Raw genomic sequence first — 15,112 nt, 5'->3', positions numbered from 1 at the left:
CTTACTTCTGCTCGTCCTCGGGCTCGATGTCCTCGGCGGTCAGCAGGTCGGCGTTGATCTCGCGGAGCGCGATCGACAGCGGCTTCTCCTGGACACCGGTCTCGAGCAGGGGGCCGACGTACTCGAGCAGGCCCTCGCCGAGCTGCGAGTAGTAGGCGTTGATCTGGCGGGCGCGCTTGGCGCTGTACAGGACGAGCTTGTACTTGGAGTCCGCCTTGTCGAGCAGGTCGTCGATGGGCGGGTTGGTGATGCCCTCGGCAGCTGAACGCGTGGTGGTCACAAGGCCTCGCAGAGATTCGGTGTACGGATGGTTCACGACGAAGTGCGCGAACTGAACAAGTCTACCAACTCACGGCACGCGGTCGGGACATCGGTGTTGACGATCGTCACGTCGAACTCGCTCTCGGCCGCCAGCTCCTCGCGGGCGGTGCGCAGACGGCGCTCCCGCTCCTCGGCGTCCTCGGTGCCGCGACCGACGAGCCGGCGCTCCAACTCCTCGAAGCTGGGCGGGGCCAGGAAGCACATCAGGGCGTCGGGCATGCGCTCGCGGACCTGCCGGGCGCCCTGCAGGTCGATCTCCAGGAGCGCGGGCCGACCGGCCTCCAGCTGCTCCTCGACGGCCGCCCGCGGCGTGCCGTAGCGGTTGCGTCCGTGCACGACGGCCCACTCCAGCAGGCCGTCGGTCGCGACCAGGTGGTCGAACTCCTCGTGGCTCACGAAGTGGTAGTGCACGCCGTCGATCTCACCGGGCCGCGGCGCTCGCGTGGTGGCCGAGACCGAGATCCAGATGTCGGGGTGCTGCTCCCGGATGCAGGCCGCGACCGTGCCCTTGCCCACCGCGGTGGGACCGGCGAGGACGACGAGCCTGGACCGCGTGGGGTGGTGCTCAGCGGTCACGATGCCCGAACTCGCGCAGGAGGGCCTGGATCTGGTTGGCCCCCAGCCCCCGGAGCCGGCGCGACTCCGCGATGCCGATGCGGTTCATGATCTCCTGCGCCCGCACCTTGCCCACGCCGGGCATGGACTGCAGCAGGTCGACGACCTTGAGCTTGGCGATGACCTCGTTGGCCTTGGACTCCTGGATGACCTCGGCCAGGCTCGCACCGGAGTTCTTCAGGCGGTTCTTGACCTCGGCACGCAGGCGACGGGCCTGGGCGGCCTTGTCGAGCGCAGCTTGACGCTGCTCGGGCGTCAGCTTGGGCAGTGCCACGACGTACACCTCTCTGGAGGGCGGGTAGGAGCGGGACGGACGGGTCCGATCACGTGAGGGTGATCTTGCACTCCTGCTTCACATTCTTCACGACGGCCGTGCGCTGGTCGTTGGTGGCGTTGAACGCCTTGTAGGCCGTGTTGAGCTTCTTGAGGTCGGCCGTGCTGAGCTTCTTGACGGCGGCGGCCGACGTCATCTGCTCGAGCCTGAGCCCGACGTCCTTCTGCGCGGCCAGGACGGTGTCGGTGGCCTTGGCCAAAGCGGTCCAGTCGTCCTTGACCGTGGTGGGTGACTCCTTGGCGATGGCCCGGAACGTGGAGGCGTACTTGGTGTACGCCGCGTTCGACTTGGTCTTGCCGAAGCTGTTGAGCGTGTCGGTGCTCTTCTCGACCGTGTCGCAGTAGGGGTTGCCCCCGCCACCACAGCCGGCGAGCACGACCGCGGACATGCCTGCGGCCGCGAGACCGAGCGCCAGACGCTTCATCGAGGTTCCTCCTGGGGTCGTCACGCGCAGAGCCTACAAGCCACGCAGCTCGTCGTTGGTGCGGAGCGCCGCATCCCGCAGCGCCGTCACGTCGGGTCCGGCGGCGAGGACTCCGCGCGACGTCGAGGGAAGCACGTTGGCCGACACGTCGCCGAACAACCGGCGCAGGTCGTCGACCGTGCCGCCCTGGGCGCCGTACCCGGGGACGAGGAGCGGTCCGTTGATGTCGAGGTCCTCGTCGGTGGAGCCGATCGTGGCGCCGACGACGGCCCCGTACGAGCCCATGGGGGTGGCCCCGGCGTTGGCGTCGCGCAGGTGGTCGAGCATCGTGCCGGCCACCGTCCGCTCCCCCGGGCCGTCGGTGCGGGCGTGCTGGACCTCCGGGCCCTCGGGGTTGGAGGTGAGAGCGAGGACGAAGACCCCGCCGTCGTTCTTCTCCGCCGCGGCGAGGAACGGCGCCAGCGAGCCGAACCCCAGGAACGGGCTCACCGTGACGGCGTCGGCACACATCGGGCTGTCCTCGTCGAGGTAGGCGTCGGCGTAGGCCGCCGCCGTGCTGCCGATGTCGCCGCGCTTGACGTCGAGCACCACGAGCGACCCGGTGTGGCGCAGGTCCTGGATGGTGCGCTCCAGGACGGCCACGCCGGCCGACCCGAAGCGCTCGAAGAACGCCGACTGAGGCTTCACGAAGCCGACCTTCCCGGCGAACGCCTCGACGCACGTGGCGGCGAAGCGCTCGAGCCCGTCGAGGTCGTCACCGAGGCCCCACGCCTCCAGCAGCGAGCTGTGGGGGTCGATGCCGATGCAGGCCGGCCCGTACGCGTCGATGGCCGCCCGGGCCCGCGAGCCGAAGCTCATGCGCCCGTGACCTCGCTGGCCCAGGACTGCAGCGAGCGCACCTCGATGCGCTGCTCGATGAGTGCCTCGATGCCCTGCACCGCGGCGGCGAGGCCCTGCACCGTCGTGATGCACGGAATCCCCTCGGCCACGGCGGCCGTGCGGATCTCGTAGCCGTCGACCCGCGCGTTGGCGCCGGCCGTGACGCCGTGCGGCGTGTTGATGATGAGCTGCACGTCGCGGGCCTTGATCTTGTCGACGATCGTGGATCGTGTCTCGCCCTCGAGCGGCTCCTCGGCCAGCTTGCGGATCTCGGTGGCCTTGACGCCGTTGCGGCGCAGCACCTCGGCCGTGCCACGGGTGGCGAGGATCTCGAAGCCCAGGTCGGCGAGACGCTTGACCGGGAAGATCATGTGGCGCTTGTCGCGGTTGGCCACGGACACGAAGACCTGTCCCGAGGTGGGCAGCCCGTTCTGGGCACCCGCCTGGCTCTTGGCGAACGCGACGCCGAAGCCGGAGTCGATGCCCATGACCTCTCCGGTGGAGCGCATCTCCGGGCCCAGGATGGTGTCGACGTACGTGCCCTCGTAGGTGCGGAAGCGGTTGAACGGCATGACCGCCTCCTTGACCGCGATGGGCGCGGCGGGAGGAAGCTTGCCGCCGTCGCCCTCGGCCGGGAGCACACCGGCGACCCGCAGCTCGGCGATGCTCTCGCCCAGCATGAGCCGGGCCGCCGCCTTGGCGAGCTGGGTGTTGGTGGCCTTCGACACGAACGGCACCGTGCGCGACGCGCGGGGGTTGGCCTCCAGCACGTAGAGGGTGTCCGAGCTCAGGGCGAACTGGATGTTGATGAGCCCGCGCACGCCCACGCCGGCCGCGATGGCCTCGGTGGAGCGCCGGATGTCCTCGATCTCGAGGTCACCGAGCGTGATGGGCGGCAGGACGCACGCCGAGTCGCCGGAGTGCACCCCGGCCTCCTCGATGTGCTCCATGACGCCGCCGAGGAACAGCTGCTCGCCGTCGTAGAGCGCGTCGACGTCGATCTCCACGGCGTCGTCGAGGAACCGGTCGACGAGCACGGGGTGCTCGGGCGAGATGAGCGTGGAGCGACTGATGTAGCCCTCCAGGGTGGGCTCGTCGTAGACGATCTCCATGCCGCGGCCGCCCAGGACGTACGACGGACGCACGAGGACCGGGTAGCCGATCTCGTCGGCGATCTCCTTGGCCTCCGCGAACGTGGTGGCCGTGCCGTGCTTGGGAGCCGGCAGGTCGGCGGCGGCGAGCACCCGGCCGAAGGCACCCCGCTCCTCCGCGAGGTCGATGGCCTCGGGCGACGTGCCGACGATGGGAACGCCCGCGGCCTTGAGCCCTGCGGCGAGGCCCAGCGGCGTCTGGCCACCGAGCTGCACGATGACGCCGACGACGGGGCCGGCCTGCTGCTCGGCGTGCACGATCTCGAGCACGTCCTCGAGCGTCAGCGGCTCGAAGTAGAGCCGGTCCGACGTGTCGTAGTCGGTGGAGACGGTCTCGGGGTTGCAGTTGACCATCACGGTCTCGTAACCGACCTCGGACAGCGCGAGCGCGGCGTGCACGCAGGAGTAGTCGAACTCGATGCCCTGGCCGATGCGGTTGGGACCGCTGCCGAGGATCAGGACGGCCGGCTTCTCACGCGGCTCCACCTCGGTCTCCTCGTCGTACGAGGAGTAGTGGTACGGCGTCTTGGCCGAGAACTCGGCAGCGCACGTGTCGACGGTCTTGTAGACCGGGCGGATGCCGAGGGCGTGACGCACGCCCCGCACCACGCCGTCGCTGAGGCCGCGGATCTTTCCGATCTGGGTGTCGGAGAACCCGTGCCGCTTGGCGCGGCGCAGCAGCGTCGGGTTGAGCTCGTCGGCCTCGATGAGCTCGAGCGCCACCTCGTTGATGAGCGAGAGCTGGTCGAGCCACCAGGGGTCGATCTTGGTGGCGTCGAAGATCTCCTCCGGCGTGGCTCCCGCGCGGATGGCGTCCATGACCTTCTTGAGCCGGCCGTCGTGCGGGACCTTGATCTCCTCGAGCAGGGACGCCTTGTCGAGCTCGACGAAGTCCTTCTCCCAGTCGAAGGCCGCCTCGGGACGCTCGAGCGAGCGCAGTGCCTTCTGGAGGGCCTCCGTGAAGCTGCGCCCGATGGCCATGGCCTCGCCGACGGACTTCATGTGCGTCGTGAGCGTGGGGTCGGCGGCGGGGAACTTCTCGAAGGCGAAGCGCGGGACCTTGACCACGACGTAGTCGAGCGTGGGCTCGAAGCTGGCCGGGGTCTCCTGCGTGATGTCGTTGGGGATCTCGTCGAGCGTGTAGCCGACGGCGACCTTGGCCGCGATCTTGGCGATCGGGAAGCCGGTGGCCTTGGAGGCCAGGGCCGACGAGCGCGAGACCCGCGGGTTCATCTCGATGACGACGATGCGGCCGTCCTCGGGGTTCACGGCGAACTGGATGTTGCAGCCGCCGGTGTCGACGCCGACCTCGCGGATGATGCCGATCGAGATGTCGCGCAGACGCTGGTACTCGACGTCGGTCAGGGTCATGGCCGGCGCCACGGTGATGGAGTCGCCCGTGTGGACGCCCATGGGGTCGAGGTTCTCGATGGAGCAGACGATCACGACGTTGTCGGCCGTGTCGCGCATGACCTCGAGCTCGTACTCCTTCCAGCCCAGGATGGACTCCTCCAGGAGCACCTCGGTGGTGGGGCTGAGCGCCAGGCCGGAGCCGGCGATGCGGTGCAGGTCGGCCTCGTCGTACGCGAGGCCCGAGCCCGAGCCGCCCATCGTGAACGACGGACGCACGACGACGGGGTAGCCGCCCAGCTCGGGGACGCCGGCGAGGCAGTCCTCCATGGTGTGGCAGATGACCGACTTGGCCGACTCCGCACCCCACTCGGGAGGCAGCGTGGCGACGACCTCCTTGAAGGACTCGCGGTTCTCGCCCTTCTCGATGGCCTCGATGGAGGCGCCGATGAGCTCCACGCCGTACTTCTCGAGCACGCCGGCCTTGTCGAGGGCGATGGCGGCGTTGAGCGCCGTCTGGCCGCCGAGGGTCGCGAGCAGTGCGTCGGGGCGCTCCAGGGCGATGACCTTCTCGACGAACTCCGGCGTGATGGGCTCGACGTAGGTGGCGTCGGCGAACTCCGGGTCGGTCATGATCGTGGCCGGGTTGGAGTTCACGAGGATGACCCGGATGCCCTCCTCGCGGAGGACGCGGCACGCCTGCGTGCCGGAGTAGTCGAACTCGCAGGCCTGACCGATGACGATCGGGCCGGAGCCGATGACGAGGACCGACGCGATGTCAGTGCGCTTGGGCATCAGGCAGTCACCTTGCTGGAGTGGGGGCTCGGGTGGGTGTCCATGAGCTCGACGAAGCGGTCGAACAGGTAGGCGGCGTCGTGGGGTCCGGCCGCGGCCTCGGGGTGGTACTGGACGCTGAACGCCGGGCCGTCGACGAGCGCGATGCCCTCGACGACCTGGTCGTTGAGCCCGACGTGGGTCACGTGCGCGTCGCCGTAGGGCGTCTCGAAGGTGCCGTCGAGCGGGGCGTCGACCGCGAAGCCGTGGTTCTGGCTCGTGATCTCGACCTTGCCGGTGGTGCGGTCCTGCACGGGCTGGTTGATCCCGCGGTGGCCGTACTTGAGCTTGTAGGTGCCGCGACCGAGCGCCCGGCCGAGCATCTGGTTGCCGAGGCAGATGCCGAAGTAGGGGATCTTGCGGTCGAGGACCTCGCGCAGCACGCCAACGACGTGGTCGGCGGTGGACGGGTCGCCGGGGCCGTTGGACATGAAGACGCCGTCGGGAGCGACGGCGAGCACGTCCTCGATCGTGGAGGTGGCGGGCAGGACGTGCACCTCGATGCCGCGCTCGGCCAGCCGGCGAGGCGTCATGCCCTTGATGCCGAGGTCGATGGCCGCGACGGTGTAGCGCTTCTCCCCCTGCGCCGGGACGACGTACGCCTCGGGCGTGGTCACGTCGGCGAGGAAGTTGGCGCCCTCCATGGTGGGCGCGTCGTTGACGAGCCGCGCGAGCGCCTCGACGTCGCTGTGCTCGGTGCTGATGGCGGCCCGCATGGAGCCCCGCTCGCGCAGGTGGCGCGTGAGAGCACGCGTGTCGACGCCGCTGATGCCGACGACGCCCTGCTCGGTGAGGAGGTCGTCGAGGCTCTTGTTGGCGCGCCAGCTGCTGCGCACGCGCGAGGGCTCGCGGACGACGTAGCCGTCGACCCACACCCGGCGCGACTCGAAGTCCTCGTCGTTGACGCCGGTGTTGCCGATGTGCGGCGCCGTCATGACCACGATCTGGCCGCGGTACGAGGGGTCGGTGATGGTCTCCTGGTACCCGGTCATGCCGGTGGCGAAGACGATCTCGGCGATCGTGGTGCCGGTGGCCCCGTAGGACTCACCGCGGAAGGTGCGGCCGTCCTCGAGGACGAGGATCGCTTCCTGGGGGGCGCTCATGCGGGGACTCCTTCGGTGAGGGCGCCGTCGAGCACCGTGGCGTGGCCGCGCAGGAAGGTGGCGACGACGCGTCCGGGCAGCTCGTGGCCGCGGTAGGGGGTGTTGCGCGAGAGGGAGGCCGTGTCGGCCGGCTCGACGACGCGGGTGGCCGCGGGGTCGTAGAGCACGACGTTGGCCGGCTCGCCGACGGCGATGGGGCGCCCGTGGTCGGCGACGCGGCCGATGCGGGCGGGGGCCGTGGACATCCGGTCGGCGACCTGGGCCCACGTGAGGAGCCCGGTGTCGACCATGGTCTGCTGGACGACCGACAGCGCGGTCTCGAGGCCGATCATGCCGAACGCCGCGGCGTTCCACTCGCACTCCTTGTCCTCCATGGGGTGCGGTGCGTGGTCGGTGGCGACGATGTCGATCGTCCCGTCGGCCAGGCCCTCGCGGACCGCGGCGACGTCGTCGGCGGAGCGCAGCGGCGGGTTGACCTTGTAGATGGGGTCGTAGCTGCGGACGAGCTCGTCGGTGAGGAGCAGGTGGTGCGGCGTGACCTCGGCCGTGACGTCCCAGCCCTTGCTCTTGGCCCAGCGCACGATCTCGACCGAGCCGCGCGTGGAGAGGTGGCAGACGTGCAGCCGAGAACCGACGTGCGCGGCGAGCACGCAGTCGCGGGCCACGATGGCCTCCTCGGCAGCGGCGGGCCACCCCGTGAGGCCGAGCTCGCCGGAGAGGATGCCCTCGTTCATCTGGGCGCCCTCGGTGAGGCGGGGCTCCTGCGCGTGCTGCGCGATGACACCGCCGAATGCCTTCACGTACTCCAGGGCGCGGCGCATCAGGACGGCGTCGGAGACGCACTTGCCGTCGTCGGAGAAGACCCGGACCCCGGCGGCGGAGTCGGCCATGGCGCCCAGCTCGGCGAGCTGCTCCCCCGCCAGACCGACGGTGACGGCGCCGACGGGCTGCACGTCGCAGTAGCCGGCCTCGCGGCCGAGACGCCAGACCTGCTCGACCACGCCGGCGGTGTCGGCGACGGGGTCGGTGTTGGCCATGGCGTGGACGCACGTGAAGCCACCGCGGGCAGCGGCCATGGTGCCGGTGCGCACGGTCTCGGCGTCCTCGCGGCCCGGCTCGCGCAGGTGCGTGTGGAGGTCGACGAGGCCGGGCAGCGCGATGAGGCCCTGGCCGTCGACGACGTCGTGGTCGCCGGTCGGGAGGTCGGTGCCGACGGCGGTGATGACGCCGCCCTCGATGGCGATGTCGACGACGTCCTCACCGAGGAGGCGGACCTGACGGATCACGGTCATTCCGTGTCTCCTTCCGTGGAGCCTCCGACGAGGAGGTAGAGGACGGCCATGCGGACCGCCACGCCGTTGGTGACCTGCTCGACGATGACCGAACGACCCGAGTCAGCGACGTCGGCACTGATCTCCATGCCGCGGTTCATCGGGCCGGGGTGCATGACGATGGCGTGCTCGGGCAGGCGGTTCATGCGAGCCGTGTCGAGCCCGTACCGGCGGCTGTACTCGCGCGCACTGGGGAAGAACGAGGCGTTCATGCGCTCGCGCTGCACGCGGAGCATCATGACGGCGTCGGCCTTCTCGAGGGAGGCGTCGAGGTCGTAGGAGGTCTCGACCGGCCAGTGCTCCACCCCGACCGGAAGGAGCGTGGGTGGCGCGACGAGCGTGACGTGGGCACCGAGGGTGTGGAGGAGCAGCGCGTTGGAGCGCGCCACGCGGCTGTGCAGCACGTCGCCGACGATCGTGATGTTCTTGCCGGCGAGGTCGCCCACGCCGTCGTTGAGGTGGCGGCGCATCGTGAAGGCGTCGAGCAGGGCCTGGGTGGGGTGCTCGTGCGTGCCGTCGCCCGCGTTGATGACCGCGCCCTTGGTCCACTCGGCGTGGGCGAGACGGTGTGGGGCGCCGGAGTGGTGGTGGCGGACCACCACGGCGTCGGCTCCCATGGCCTGAAGCGTGAGCGCGGTGTCCTTGAGGCCCTCGCCCTTGGAGGCGCTGGAGCCCTTGGCGGAGAAGTTGATGACGTCGGCGGAGAGGCGCTTGGCGGCGGCCTCGAAGCTGATGCGCGTGCGGGTGGAGTCCTCGAAGAACAGGTTCACCACGGTGCGGCCCCGCAGCGTGGGGAGCTTCTTGATGGGGCGCTTGGCCACCCCCAAGAGCTCCTCGGCCGTGTCGAGGATGCGCAGGGCGTCCTCGTGCGTGAGGTCGCCGGCGCTCAGGAGGTGCTTCATTCGCTGCCTCCCTCGATGGTGACCGAGTCGGTCTGCTCGTCGATCTCCTCGAGCCGGACCTTGACCTTCTCGGCGAGCGAGGTGGGCAGGTTCTTGCCCACGAAGTCGGCGCGGATCGGTAGCTCGCGGTGGCCCCGGTCCACGAGGACGGCGAGCTGGACGGCCTTGGGGCGGCCGAGGTCGGCGAGGGCGTCGAGCGCGGCGCGGATGGTGCGGCCGCTCATGAGGACGTCGTCGACGAGGACCACGGTCTTGCCGTCGACGTCGTCGGGGATGTCGGTGTGCTCGAGGCTGCGGACCGGACCGCGGCGCAGGTCGTCGCGGTACATCGTGATGTCGAGGGCGCCGGGCGTGATGGTGCGGCCCTCGACCTCGCTCATCCGAGCGGCGATGCGCTGCGCGAGGTGGACCCCTCGCGTGGGGATGCCGAGGAGGACGAGTCCTTCGGCGTCGCGGTTCTTCTCGAGGATCTCGTGAGTGATCCGAGTCAACGCGCGGGAGATGTCGGTGTCGTCGAGGACGGTGCGTCCCGGCGAGTGTCCGGGCGTTCCGACAGCAGGGCTCGTAGAAGCCACGCTGACCTCCTTCTCCGCCTCACAGGACGGTGGTTAAAGGATGTCTGTTAACGGGATCGAGTCTACCAGCGCGGATCGGCCCCGACGGACGCGGCTCACCCCCGCCCGAGGACGAACGATGAGGGTTCGTGGTCGTCCCAGCGACCCCGACCCCTCGTCCTTGCCACGACGGAGACCAACGATGAGGGAATGCGGTCGTCACAGCGACCACGAACCCTCATCCTTGCCACGACGGAGACCAACGATGAGGGAATGCGGTCGTCCCAGCGACCACGAACCCTCATCGTTCGTCGGTCGGGCTACAGCTCCGTGTCGTCCGAGGACGGCTCGACGTCGTCCGACGCCTCGGCCGGCACCGGCGCCAGGTCACCCAGCGTCGGCTTGACCTCGACGATGCGGCTCAGCAGACCGTTCACGAACGACGGTGACTCGTCGGTGCTGAGCTCCTTGGCCAGCTCGACGGCCTCGTTAACGGCGACGGCGTCGGGGACGTCGTCCTCGTGCAGGATCTCGAACGTGGCGATGCGCAGCAGGTTGCGGTCGACCGCGGGCATGCGGTCGAGCGACCAGCCCTTGGCGTGCTCGGTGAGGAGCGCGTCGATGGACTCGCCGTGGGCGATGACGCCCTCCACGAGGTGCACCGAGTACGCATTGACCGGCGGGTCGTTGATCTCGAGGCGCTGCGCCAGCGTGCCGCCCGTGGTGGTGCCCTGCGCCTCGGACTCGAAGAGGATGTCGAGGGCGCGCTTGCGGTACTTGGTGCGGGCGCCCATCAGGCCTTCACGCGGCCGAGGTAGCTGCCGTCGCGGGTGTCCACGCGGATCTTCTCGCCCGAGGTGATGAACAGCGGGACCTGGATCTCGCGGCCGGTCTCGAGCGTGGCGGGCTTGGTGCCGCCGCTGGAGCGGTCGCCCTGGAGGCCCGGGTCGGTGTGCTGGACCAGGATCTCGACCGAGGCGGGCAGCTCGACGTAGAGCACGGTGCCGTCGTTGGTGGCCACGACGGCGTCCTGGTTCTCGAGGAGGAAGTCCACGGACGTGCCCATGGCCTCGGGCTGGATCTCCGTCTGGTCGAACGTGTTCTTGTCCATGAAGACGTAGGCCTGGCCGTCGTTGTACAGGTACTGCATGTCGCGCTTGTCGACCGTGGCCGTCTCGACCTTGGTGCCCGCGTTGAAGGTCTTGTCGACGACCTTGCCGGAGGCGATGCTCTTCAGCTTGGTGCGCACGAAGGCGGGGCCCTTGCCCGGCTTGACGTGCTGGAACTCGACGACGGTCCAGAGGTTTCCGTCGATGTTGAGAACGAGGCCGTTCTTCAGGTCGTTCGTGGTGGCCATCAGGCAATCTCCAGCAGCTCGGTGGGAAACTCGGTGAGCACGACGGGACGCTGCCCCTGGCTCGTCACGAGGACGGTGTCCTCGATGCGCACTCCCCCACGGCCCGGCAGGTAGATCCCCGGCTCCATCGTGAGGGTGGTGCGAGGAGCCAGTCTACCGGCGTTGCTCGGGCCGAAGAACGGGTCCTCGTGGATCTGCAGTCCCACCCCGTGGCCGAGGCCGGTGGTGAACCAGTCGAGCCAGCCCGCTGCGTCGAGCGAGCCACGCACCAGGGCGTCGACGTCGGACGGCACAGCACCCTCGACGAGCGCCTCGACACCGGCGGCCTGCGCCTCGCGGACGGCTGCATGGATCTCGCGCTGCCAGTCCGCCGGAGGTCCGAGGACGACGGTCCGCGTGCAGTCGGCGTGGTACCCGGCCACCCGGGCCCCGAAGTCGATCTTGAGGAGGTCGCCCGACTCGATCACCCGGTCCGTGGGGTGGTGGTGCGGGACGGCGCTGTGGGGCCCCGAGGCCAGGATCGTCTCGAACGCGATGGCCTCGGCTCCCAGGGACAGCATCCGCCACTCGAGGTCGCGCGCGACGTCGCGCTCGCTGCGTCCCACGAGCGGTCCCTCGAGCAGCGCCCCGAGGGCCTGCACCGAGATGGCGCAGGCCTCACGCAGCGCCTCGACCTCGTACTCGTCCTTGACCTCGCGCACGGACTCGACGACACGCTCGGCCGAAGCGACCTCGTGCTCGTCGAGCCGGCTGTGGTCGTCGACGCTCAGCGTGTGGGTCTCCACGGCCCAGGCATCGGAGGAGCCGGTCATGCGCCGACCACCCTCGCCCACCAGGTCGCGGGTGATGAGCAGCTCGAGACCGGGGACCTCGTCGGCGGCCTGGTCCTGGTACCGACCATCGGTGAGGAACACCCCTGTCCCCTCGGTGGGCAGGACGAGCGCCCCGTTGGACCCGGTGAAGCCCGTGAGGTAGCGGACGTTGACCAGCGTGGTGACGAGAAGACCGGCGAGTCCGCGGTCGCGCAGCCGCCGGACGACGGCGTCGCGACGAGCCTGCAGCTGGTCTGCTGACGGTCCTGTCACGGCCTGAGCGCCTCGAAGGACGCCCGGAGCACGTCCTCGTCGGGGCCGGCCAGGACCGACGGCCGCGCCAGCGCCTCCAGCACGACGAACCGGAGCTGGTCACCGCGGGTCTTCTTGTCGACCCGCATGGCGGCCAGGGCCGGCTCGAAGTCTCCGGTGTAGGTGGTGGGGAGACCGAGCAGGGTCAGGACCGAGCGGTGCCGCTCCAGCAGCTCGTCGTCGATGCGGCCCACGCGGTGGGCGAGCTCGGCCACGAAGACCATCCCGATGCTGATGGCCTCGCCGTGTCGAACGGTGTAGCCCGTGACGCGCTCGATGGCGTGCCCGAGCGTGTGGCCGTAGTTGAGTGCCTCCCGACCGACGGTGCCGTCGGCGCCCGTCTCGTGAAGGTCGCCGGCGACCGTGCGAGCCTTCACGCCGATGCCTTGGGCGATGAGCTCGGCCAGGATCGGCGAGGTGGGATCGAGGACCGACGAGGGGCCGGCGCTCTCGATGAGCTCGAGGATCGAGGGTGCCGCGATGAAGCCGCACTTGGCGATCTCGGCCATGCCGCTGCGCAGCTCCGAGCGTGGCAGCCCCTGAAGCATGTCGAGGTCGCACAGGACGGCGACCGGCTCGTGGAACGCGCCCACGAGGTTCTTGCCGGACGCCGTGTTGATGCCGGTCTTGCCGCCCACGGCCGCGTCGACCATGCCGAGCACCGTGGTGGGCAGGTTCAGGAACCGCACGCCGCGGAGCCAGCTGGCCGCCACGAATCCGGCGAGGTCGGTGGTGGATCCGCCGCCGAGCCCGATCACGACGTCGGAGCGCGTGAAGCCCGCCCGACCGAGGACGTCCCAGCAGAAGGTGAGCACCTCGGCCTGCTTGGCCTGCTCGCCGTCGGGGACCTCGATGAGGTGCGCCTCGAGCGCAGGCCCCTTCACGAAGTCGCGCAGGTCCTCGGCACGCTCACGCACGGCCGGGGCGTGGATGATGGCCACCCGCCGGACGTCGTCGCCGAGCGAGTCCAGGACGTGCGGGACCTCGCGGTGCGCACCGGCCTCGACCAGCACCTCGTAGGGGGATGCGGTCTCGACCCTCAGTCGGGTCATGCGCGGTCGTCCATCGTGCGGGTCTCCTCGTGGATCAAGGCGGCGACCTTCTCGGTCACGGCCTCGGGGGTCAGGCCGTCGGTGACGACCGTCCACCGCGCGACGGACCGGTACAGCGGCTCCCTCTCGTCGCGCAGCAGCTTCAGCGTGGCCCGAACGTTACCGAGCAGGAGGGGTCGCGACGTCCCGAGGCCCACGCGGCGGGCCTCCTCGGCGAGTCCGACCTCGAGGAACACCACGGGACGACCCGCGAGTGCAGCGCGCGTCTCCTCGGCGAGGATCGCCCCGCCGCCGAGGGCGAGCACCCCCTCGTGCTCCTGGAGCGCGGCCTGCACGGCCGCCGCCTCGAGCTCACGGAAGCGAGCCTCACCGTCGTCGATGAAGATCTCCGACACCGGCTTGCCGACGGTGTCCTCGACGTCGTGGTCGGTGTCGCGCACCGCGACGCCCAGCCGCCTGGCCAGGCCCCGGGCCACCGTGGACTTGCCCGCTCCAGGCGGGCCCACGAGGACCACGACGGGTCCCGTGGAGGATCTCGTCATCGGACCCGGAGCGAGGCGAGGTAGGACTCGACGTTGCGTCGCGTCTCCCCCACCGAGTCGCCGCCGAACTTCTCCGTGATGGCCTCGGCCACGACGAGCGCGACCATGGCCTCGGCCACGATGCCGGCAGCAGGCACGGCGCAGACGTCGGAGCGCTGGTGGTGCGCCTTGGTCTCCTCGCCCGTGCCGACATCGACGGTGCGCAGGGCCCGCGGGACGGTGGCGATGGGCTTCATGGCTGCGCGCACGCGCAGGGTCTCGCCCGTGGTCATCCCGCCCTCGGTGCCGCCGGAGCGGCCCGAGGCGCGCTTCACGTGCAGCGTGTCCGAGCCCTCCTCGCCCTCTGCGGGCAGGATCTCGTCGTGCGCGAGGGAGCCCCGGGTGCGCGCCAGCTCGAAGCCGTCGCCCACCTCGACGCCCTTGATGGCCTGGATCCCCATGAGGGCCGCGGCGAGGCGCGCGTCGAGACGCCGGTCCCAGTGCGTGTAGGAGCCGAGTCCGGGCGGGAGACCGTCGACGACCACCTCGACGACGCCACCGAGCGTGTCGCCGTCCTTGTGGGCCACGTCGATCTCCGCGACCATCGCGGCGCTCGTGGCGGGGTCGAAGCAACGCACGGGGTCGGCGTCGAGCTCGGCGAGGTCGGCGCGCGTGGGCACGGCCGACCCGGCGGGGACACGCACCGTGCCCAGCTCCACCACGTGCGACACGATCCTGGCTCCGGTGGCCTGCGCGACGAACTGCGCAGCCACCTCGCCGATGGCGACACGGGCCGCGGTCTCCCGGGCGCTCGCACGCTCGAGGACGGGACGGGCCTCGTCGAAGTCGTACTTCTGCATCCCGGCGAGGTCGGCGTGGCCCGGACGCGGGCGGGTGAGCGGAGCACCGCGCTTGAGTCCGGCGAGGGTCTCCTCGTCGACGGGGTCGGCCGACATGACCTGGTCCCACTTGGGCCACTCGCTGTTGCCGATGCGCAGCGCGACAGGGCTGCCGAGCGTGAGGCCGTGACGCAGGCCGCCGATGACCTCGAGCTCGTCGGCCTCGAAGGCCATCCGGGCACCGCGGCCGTAGCCGAGCCGACGTCGGGCCAGGGCGGCCTGGATGTCCGTGCTGGTCACCTGCACCCCGGCCGGAAGTCCTTCGAGAACGGCGACGAGTGCGGGGCCGTGGGATTCACCGGCCGTCAACCAACGGAGCATGAGCGGAATTGTTCCACGCGGCCGTTCACGCCCCGACGGG

At 70.4% G+C, this 15,112-nt stretch carries 16 protein-coding genes; all 16 read right to left on the bottom strand.

Going from position 1 to position 15,112, the window contains the following annotated elements:
* Nucleotide 1 precedes the first annotated feature (1 nt).
* Nucleotides 2-280 (bottom strand): DNA-directed RNA polymerase subunit omega, encoded by a 279-nt coding sequence (rpoZ, locus tag ASD11_RS06210; RefSeq protein ID WP_056284670.1) that lies wholly within the window; start codon nucleotides 278-280, stop codon nucleotides 2-4.
* Nucleotides 281-312: 32 nt separating this feature from the next.
* Nucleotides 313-897 carry a guanylate kinase gene (gene gmk, locus ASD11_RS06205; RefSeq protein WP_156464614.1) on the bottom strand — a complete coding sequence of 195 codons (585 nt, stop codon included), beginning with the start codon at nucleotides 895-897 and terminating at the stop codon, nucleotides 313-315.
* Nucleotides 887-1,210 (bottom strand): integration host factor, actinobacterial type, encoded by a 324-nt coding sequence (mihF, locus tag ASD11_RS06200; protein ID WP_056288486.1) that lies wholly within the window; start codon nucleotides 1,208-1,210, stop codon nucleotides 887-889. Before mihF ends, gmk begins: the two co-directional genes overlap by 11 nt.
* A gap of 49 nt (nucleotides 1,211-1,259) precedes the next feature.
* Entirely contained in the window at nucleotides 1,260-1,718 is a 459-nt protein-coding gene (locus tag ASD11_RS06195; protein WP_156464613.1) for a hypothetical protein, read from the bottom strand.
* A 9-nt stretch (nucleotides 1,719-1,727) separates the two neighbouring features.
* Nucleotides 1,728-2,552 carry an orotidine-5'-phosphate decarboxylase gene (pyrF, locus tag ASD11_RS06190; protein ID WP_056284659.1) on the bottom strand — a complete coding sequence of 275 codons (825 nt, stop codon included), beginning with the start codon at nucleotides 2,550-2,552 and terminating at the stop codon, nucleotides 1,728-1,730.
* Nucleotides 2,549-5,869, bottom strand: a complete 3,321-nt coding sequence (gene carB, locus ASD11_RS06185; RefSeq protein ID WP_056284658.1) for a carbamoyl-phosphate synthase large subunit — start codon at nucleotides 5,867-5,869, stop codon at nucleotides 2,549-2,551. Before carB ends, pyrF begins: the two co-directional genes overlap by 4 nt.
* Nucleotides 5,869-7,011, bottom strand: coding sequence for a glutamine-hydrolyzing carbamoyl-phosphate synthase small subunit (carA, locus tag ASD11_RS06180; protein WP_056284655.1), 1,143 nt, complete (start codon nucleotides 7,009-7,011; stop codon nucleotides 5,869-5,871). The genes carB and carA overlap by 1 nt, the downstream gene beginning before the upstream one ends.
* Nucleotides 7,008-8,303, bottom strand: a complete 1,296-nt coding sequence (locus tag ASD11_RS06175) for a dihydroorotase (RefSeq protein WP_056284652.1) — start codon at nucleotides 8,301-8,303, stop codon at nucleotides 7,008-7,010. The genes carA and ASD11_RS06175 overlap by 4 nt, the downstream gene beginning before the upstream one ends.
* On the bottom strand, nucleotides 8,300-9,244 hold the full coding sequence (locus ASD11_RS06170; RefSeq protein ID WP_056284649.1) for an aspartate carbamoyltransferase catalytic subunit: 945 nt from the start codon (nucleotides 9,242-9,244) through the stop codon (nucleotides 8,300-8,302). The genes ASD11_RS06175 and ASD11_RS06170 overlap by 4 nt, the downstream gene beginning before the upstream one ends.
* Nucleotides 9,241-9,819, bottom strand: a complete 579-nt coding sequence (pyrR, locus tag ASD11_RS06165; protein WP_056284646.1) for a bifunctional pyr operon transcriptional regulator/uracil phosphoribosyltransferase PyrR — start codon at nucleotides 9,817-9,819, stop codon at nucleotides 9,241-9,243. The genes ASD11_RS06170 and pyrR overlap by 4 nt, the downstream gene beginning before the upstream one ends.
* 299 nt (nucleotides 9,820-10,118) lie before the next feature.
* Nucleotides 10,119-10,592 (bottom strand): transcription antitermination factor NusB, encoded by a 474-nt coding sequence (gene nusB, locus ASD11_RS06160; RefSeq protein ID WP_056284645.1) that lies wholly within the window; start codon nucleotides 10,590-10,592, stop codon nucleotides 10,119-10,121.
* Entirely contained in the window at nucleotides 10,592-11,155 is a 564-nt protein-coding gene (efp, locus tag ASD11_RS06155; RefSeq protein WP_056284643.1) for an elongation factor P, read from the bottom strand. Before efp ends, nusB begins: the two co-directional genes overlap by 1 nt.
* Entirely contained in the window at nucleotides 11,155-12,240 is a 1,086-nt protein-coding gene (locus ASD11_RS06150) for a M24 family metallopeptidase (protein ID WP_235503256.1), read from the bottom strand. The genes efp and ASD11_RS06150 overlap by 1 nt, the downstream gene beginning before the upstream one ends.
* The gene (aroB, locus tag ASD11_RS06145; protein ID WP_056284640.1) at nucleotides 12,237-13,331 is read right to left on the bottom strand and encodes a 3-dehydroquinate synthase; all 1,095 of its coding nucleotides are present in this window, start codon (nucleotides 13,329-13,331) and stop codon (nucleotides 12,237-12,239) included. Before aroB ends, ASD11_RS06150 begins: the two co-directional genes overlap by 4 nt.
* Entirely contained in the window at nucleotides 13,328-13,873 is a 546-nt protein-coding gene (locus tag ASD11_RS06140; RefSeq protein ID WP_056284637.1) for a shikimate kinase, read from the bottom strand. The genes aroB and ASD11_RS06140 overlap by 4 nt, the downstream gene beginning before the upstream one ends.
* Entirely contained in the window at nucleotides 13,870-15,072 is a 1,203-nt protein-coding gene (gene aroC, locus ASD11_RS06135) for a chorismate synthase (RefSeq protein ID WP_056284634.1), read from the bottom strand. Before aroC ends, ASD11_RS06140 begins: the two co-directional genes overlap by 4 nt.
* Between the last annotated feature and the right edge of the window lie 40 nt (nucleotides 15,073-15,112).

Origin of the sequence: Aeromicrobium sp. Root495 (genome assembly GCF_001426755.1) — a bacterium.
In the GTDB taxonomy this organism is placed as follows: Bacteria; Actinomycetota; Actinomycetes; order Propionibacteriales; family Nocardioidaceae; genus Aeromicrobium.
This window is presented reverse-complemented; position numbering and strand designations above follow the sequence as displayed.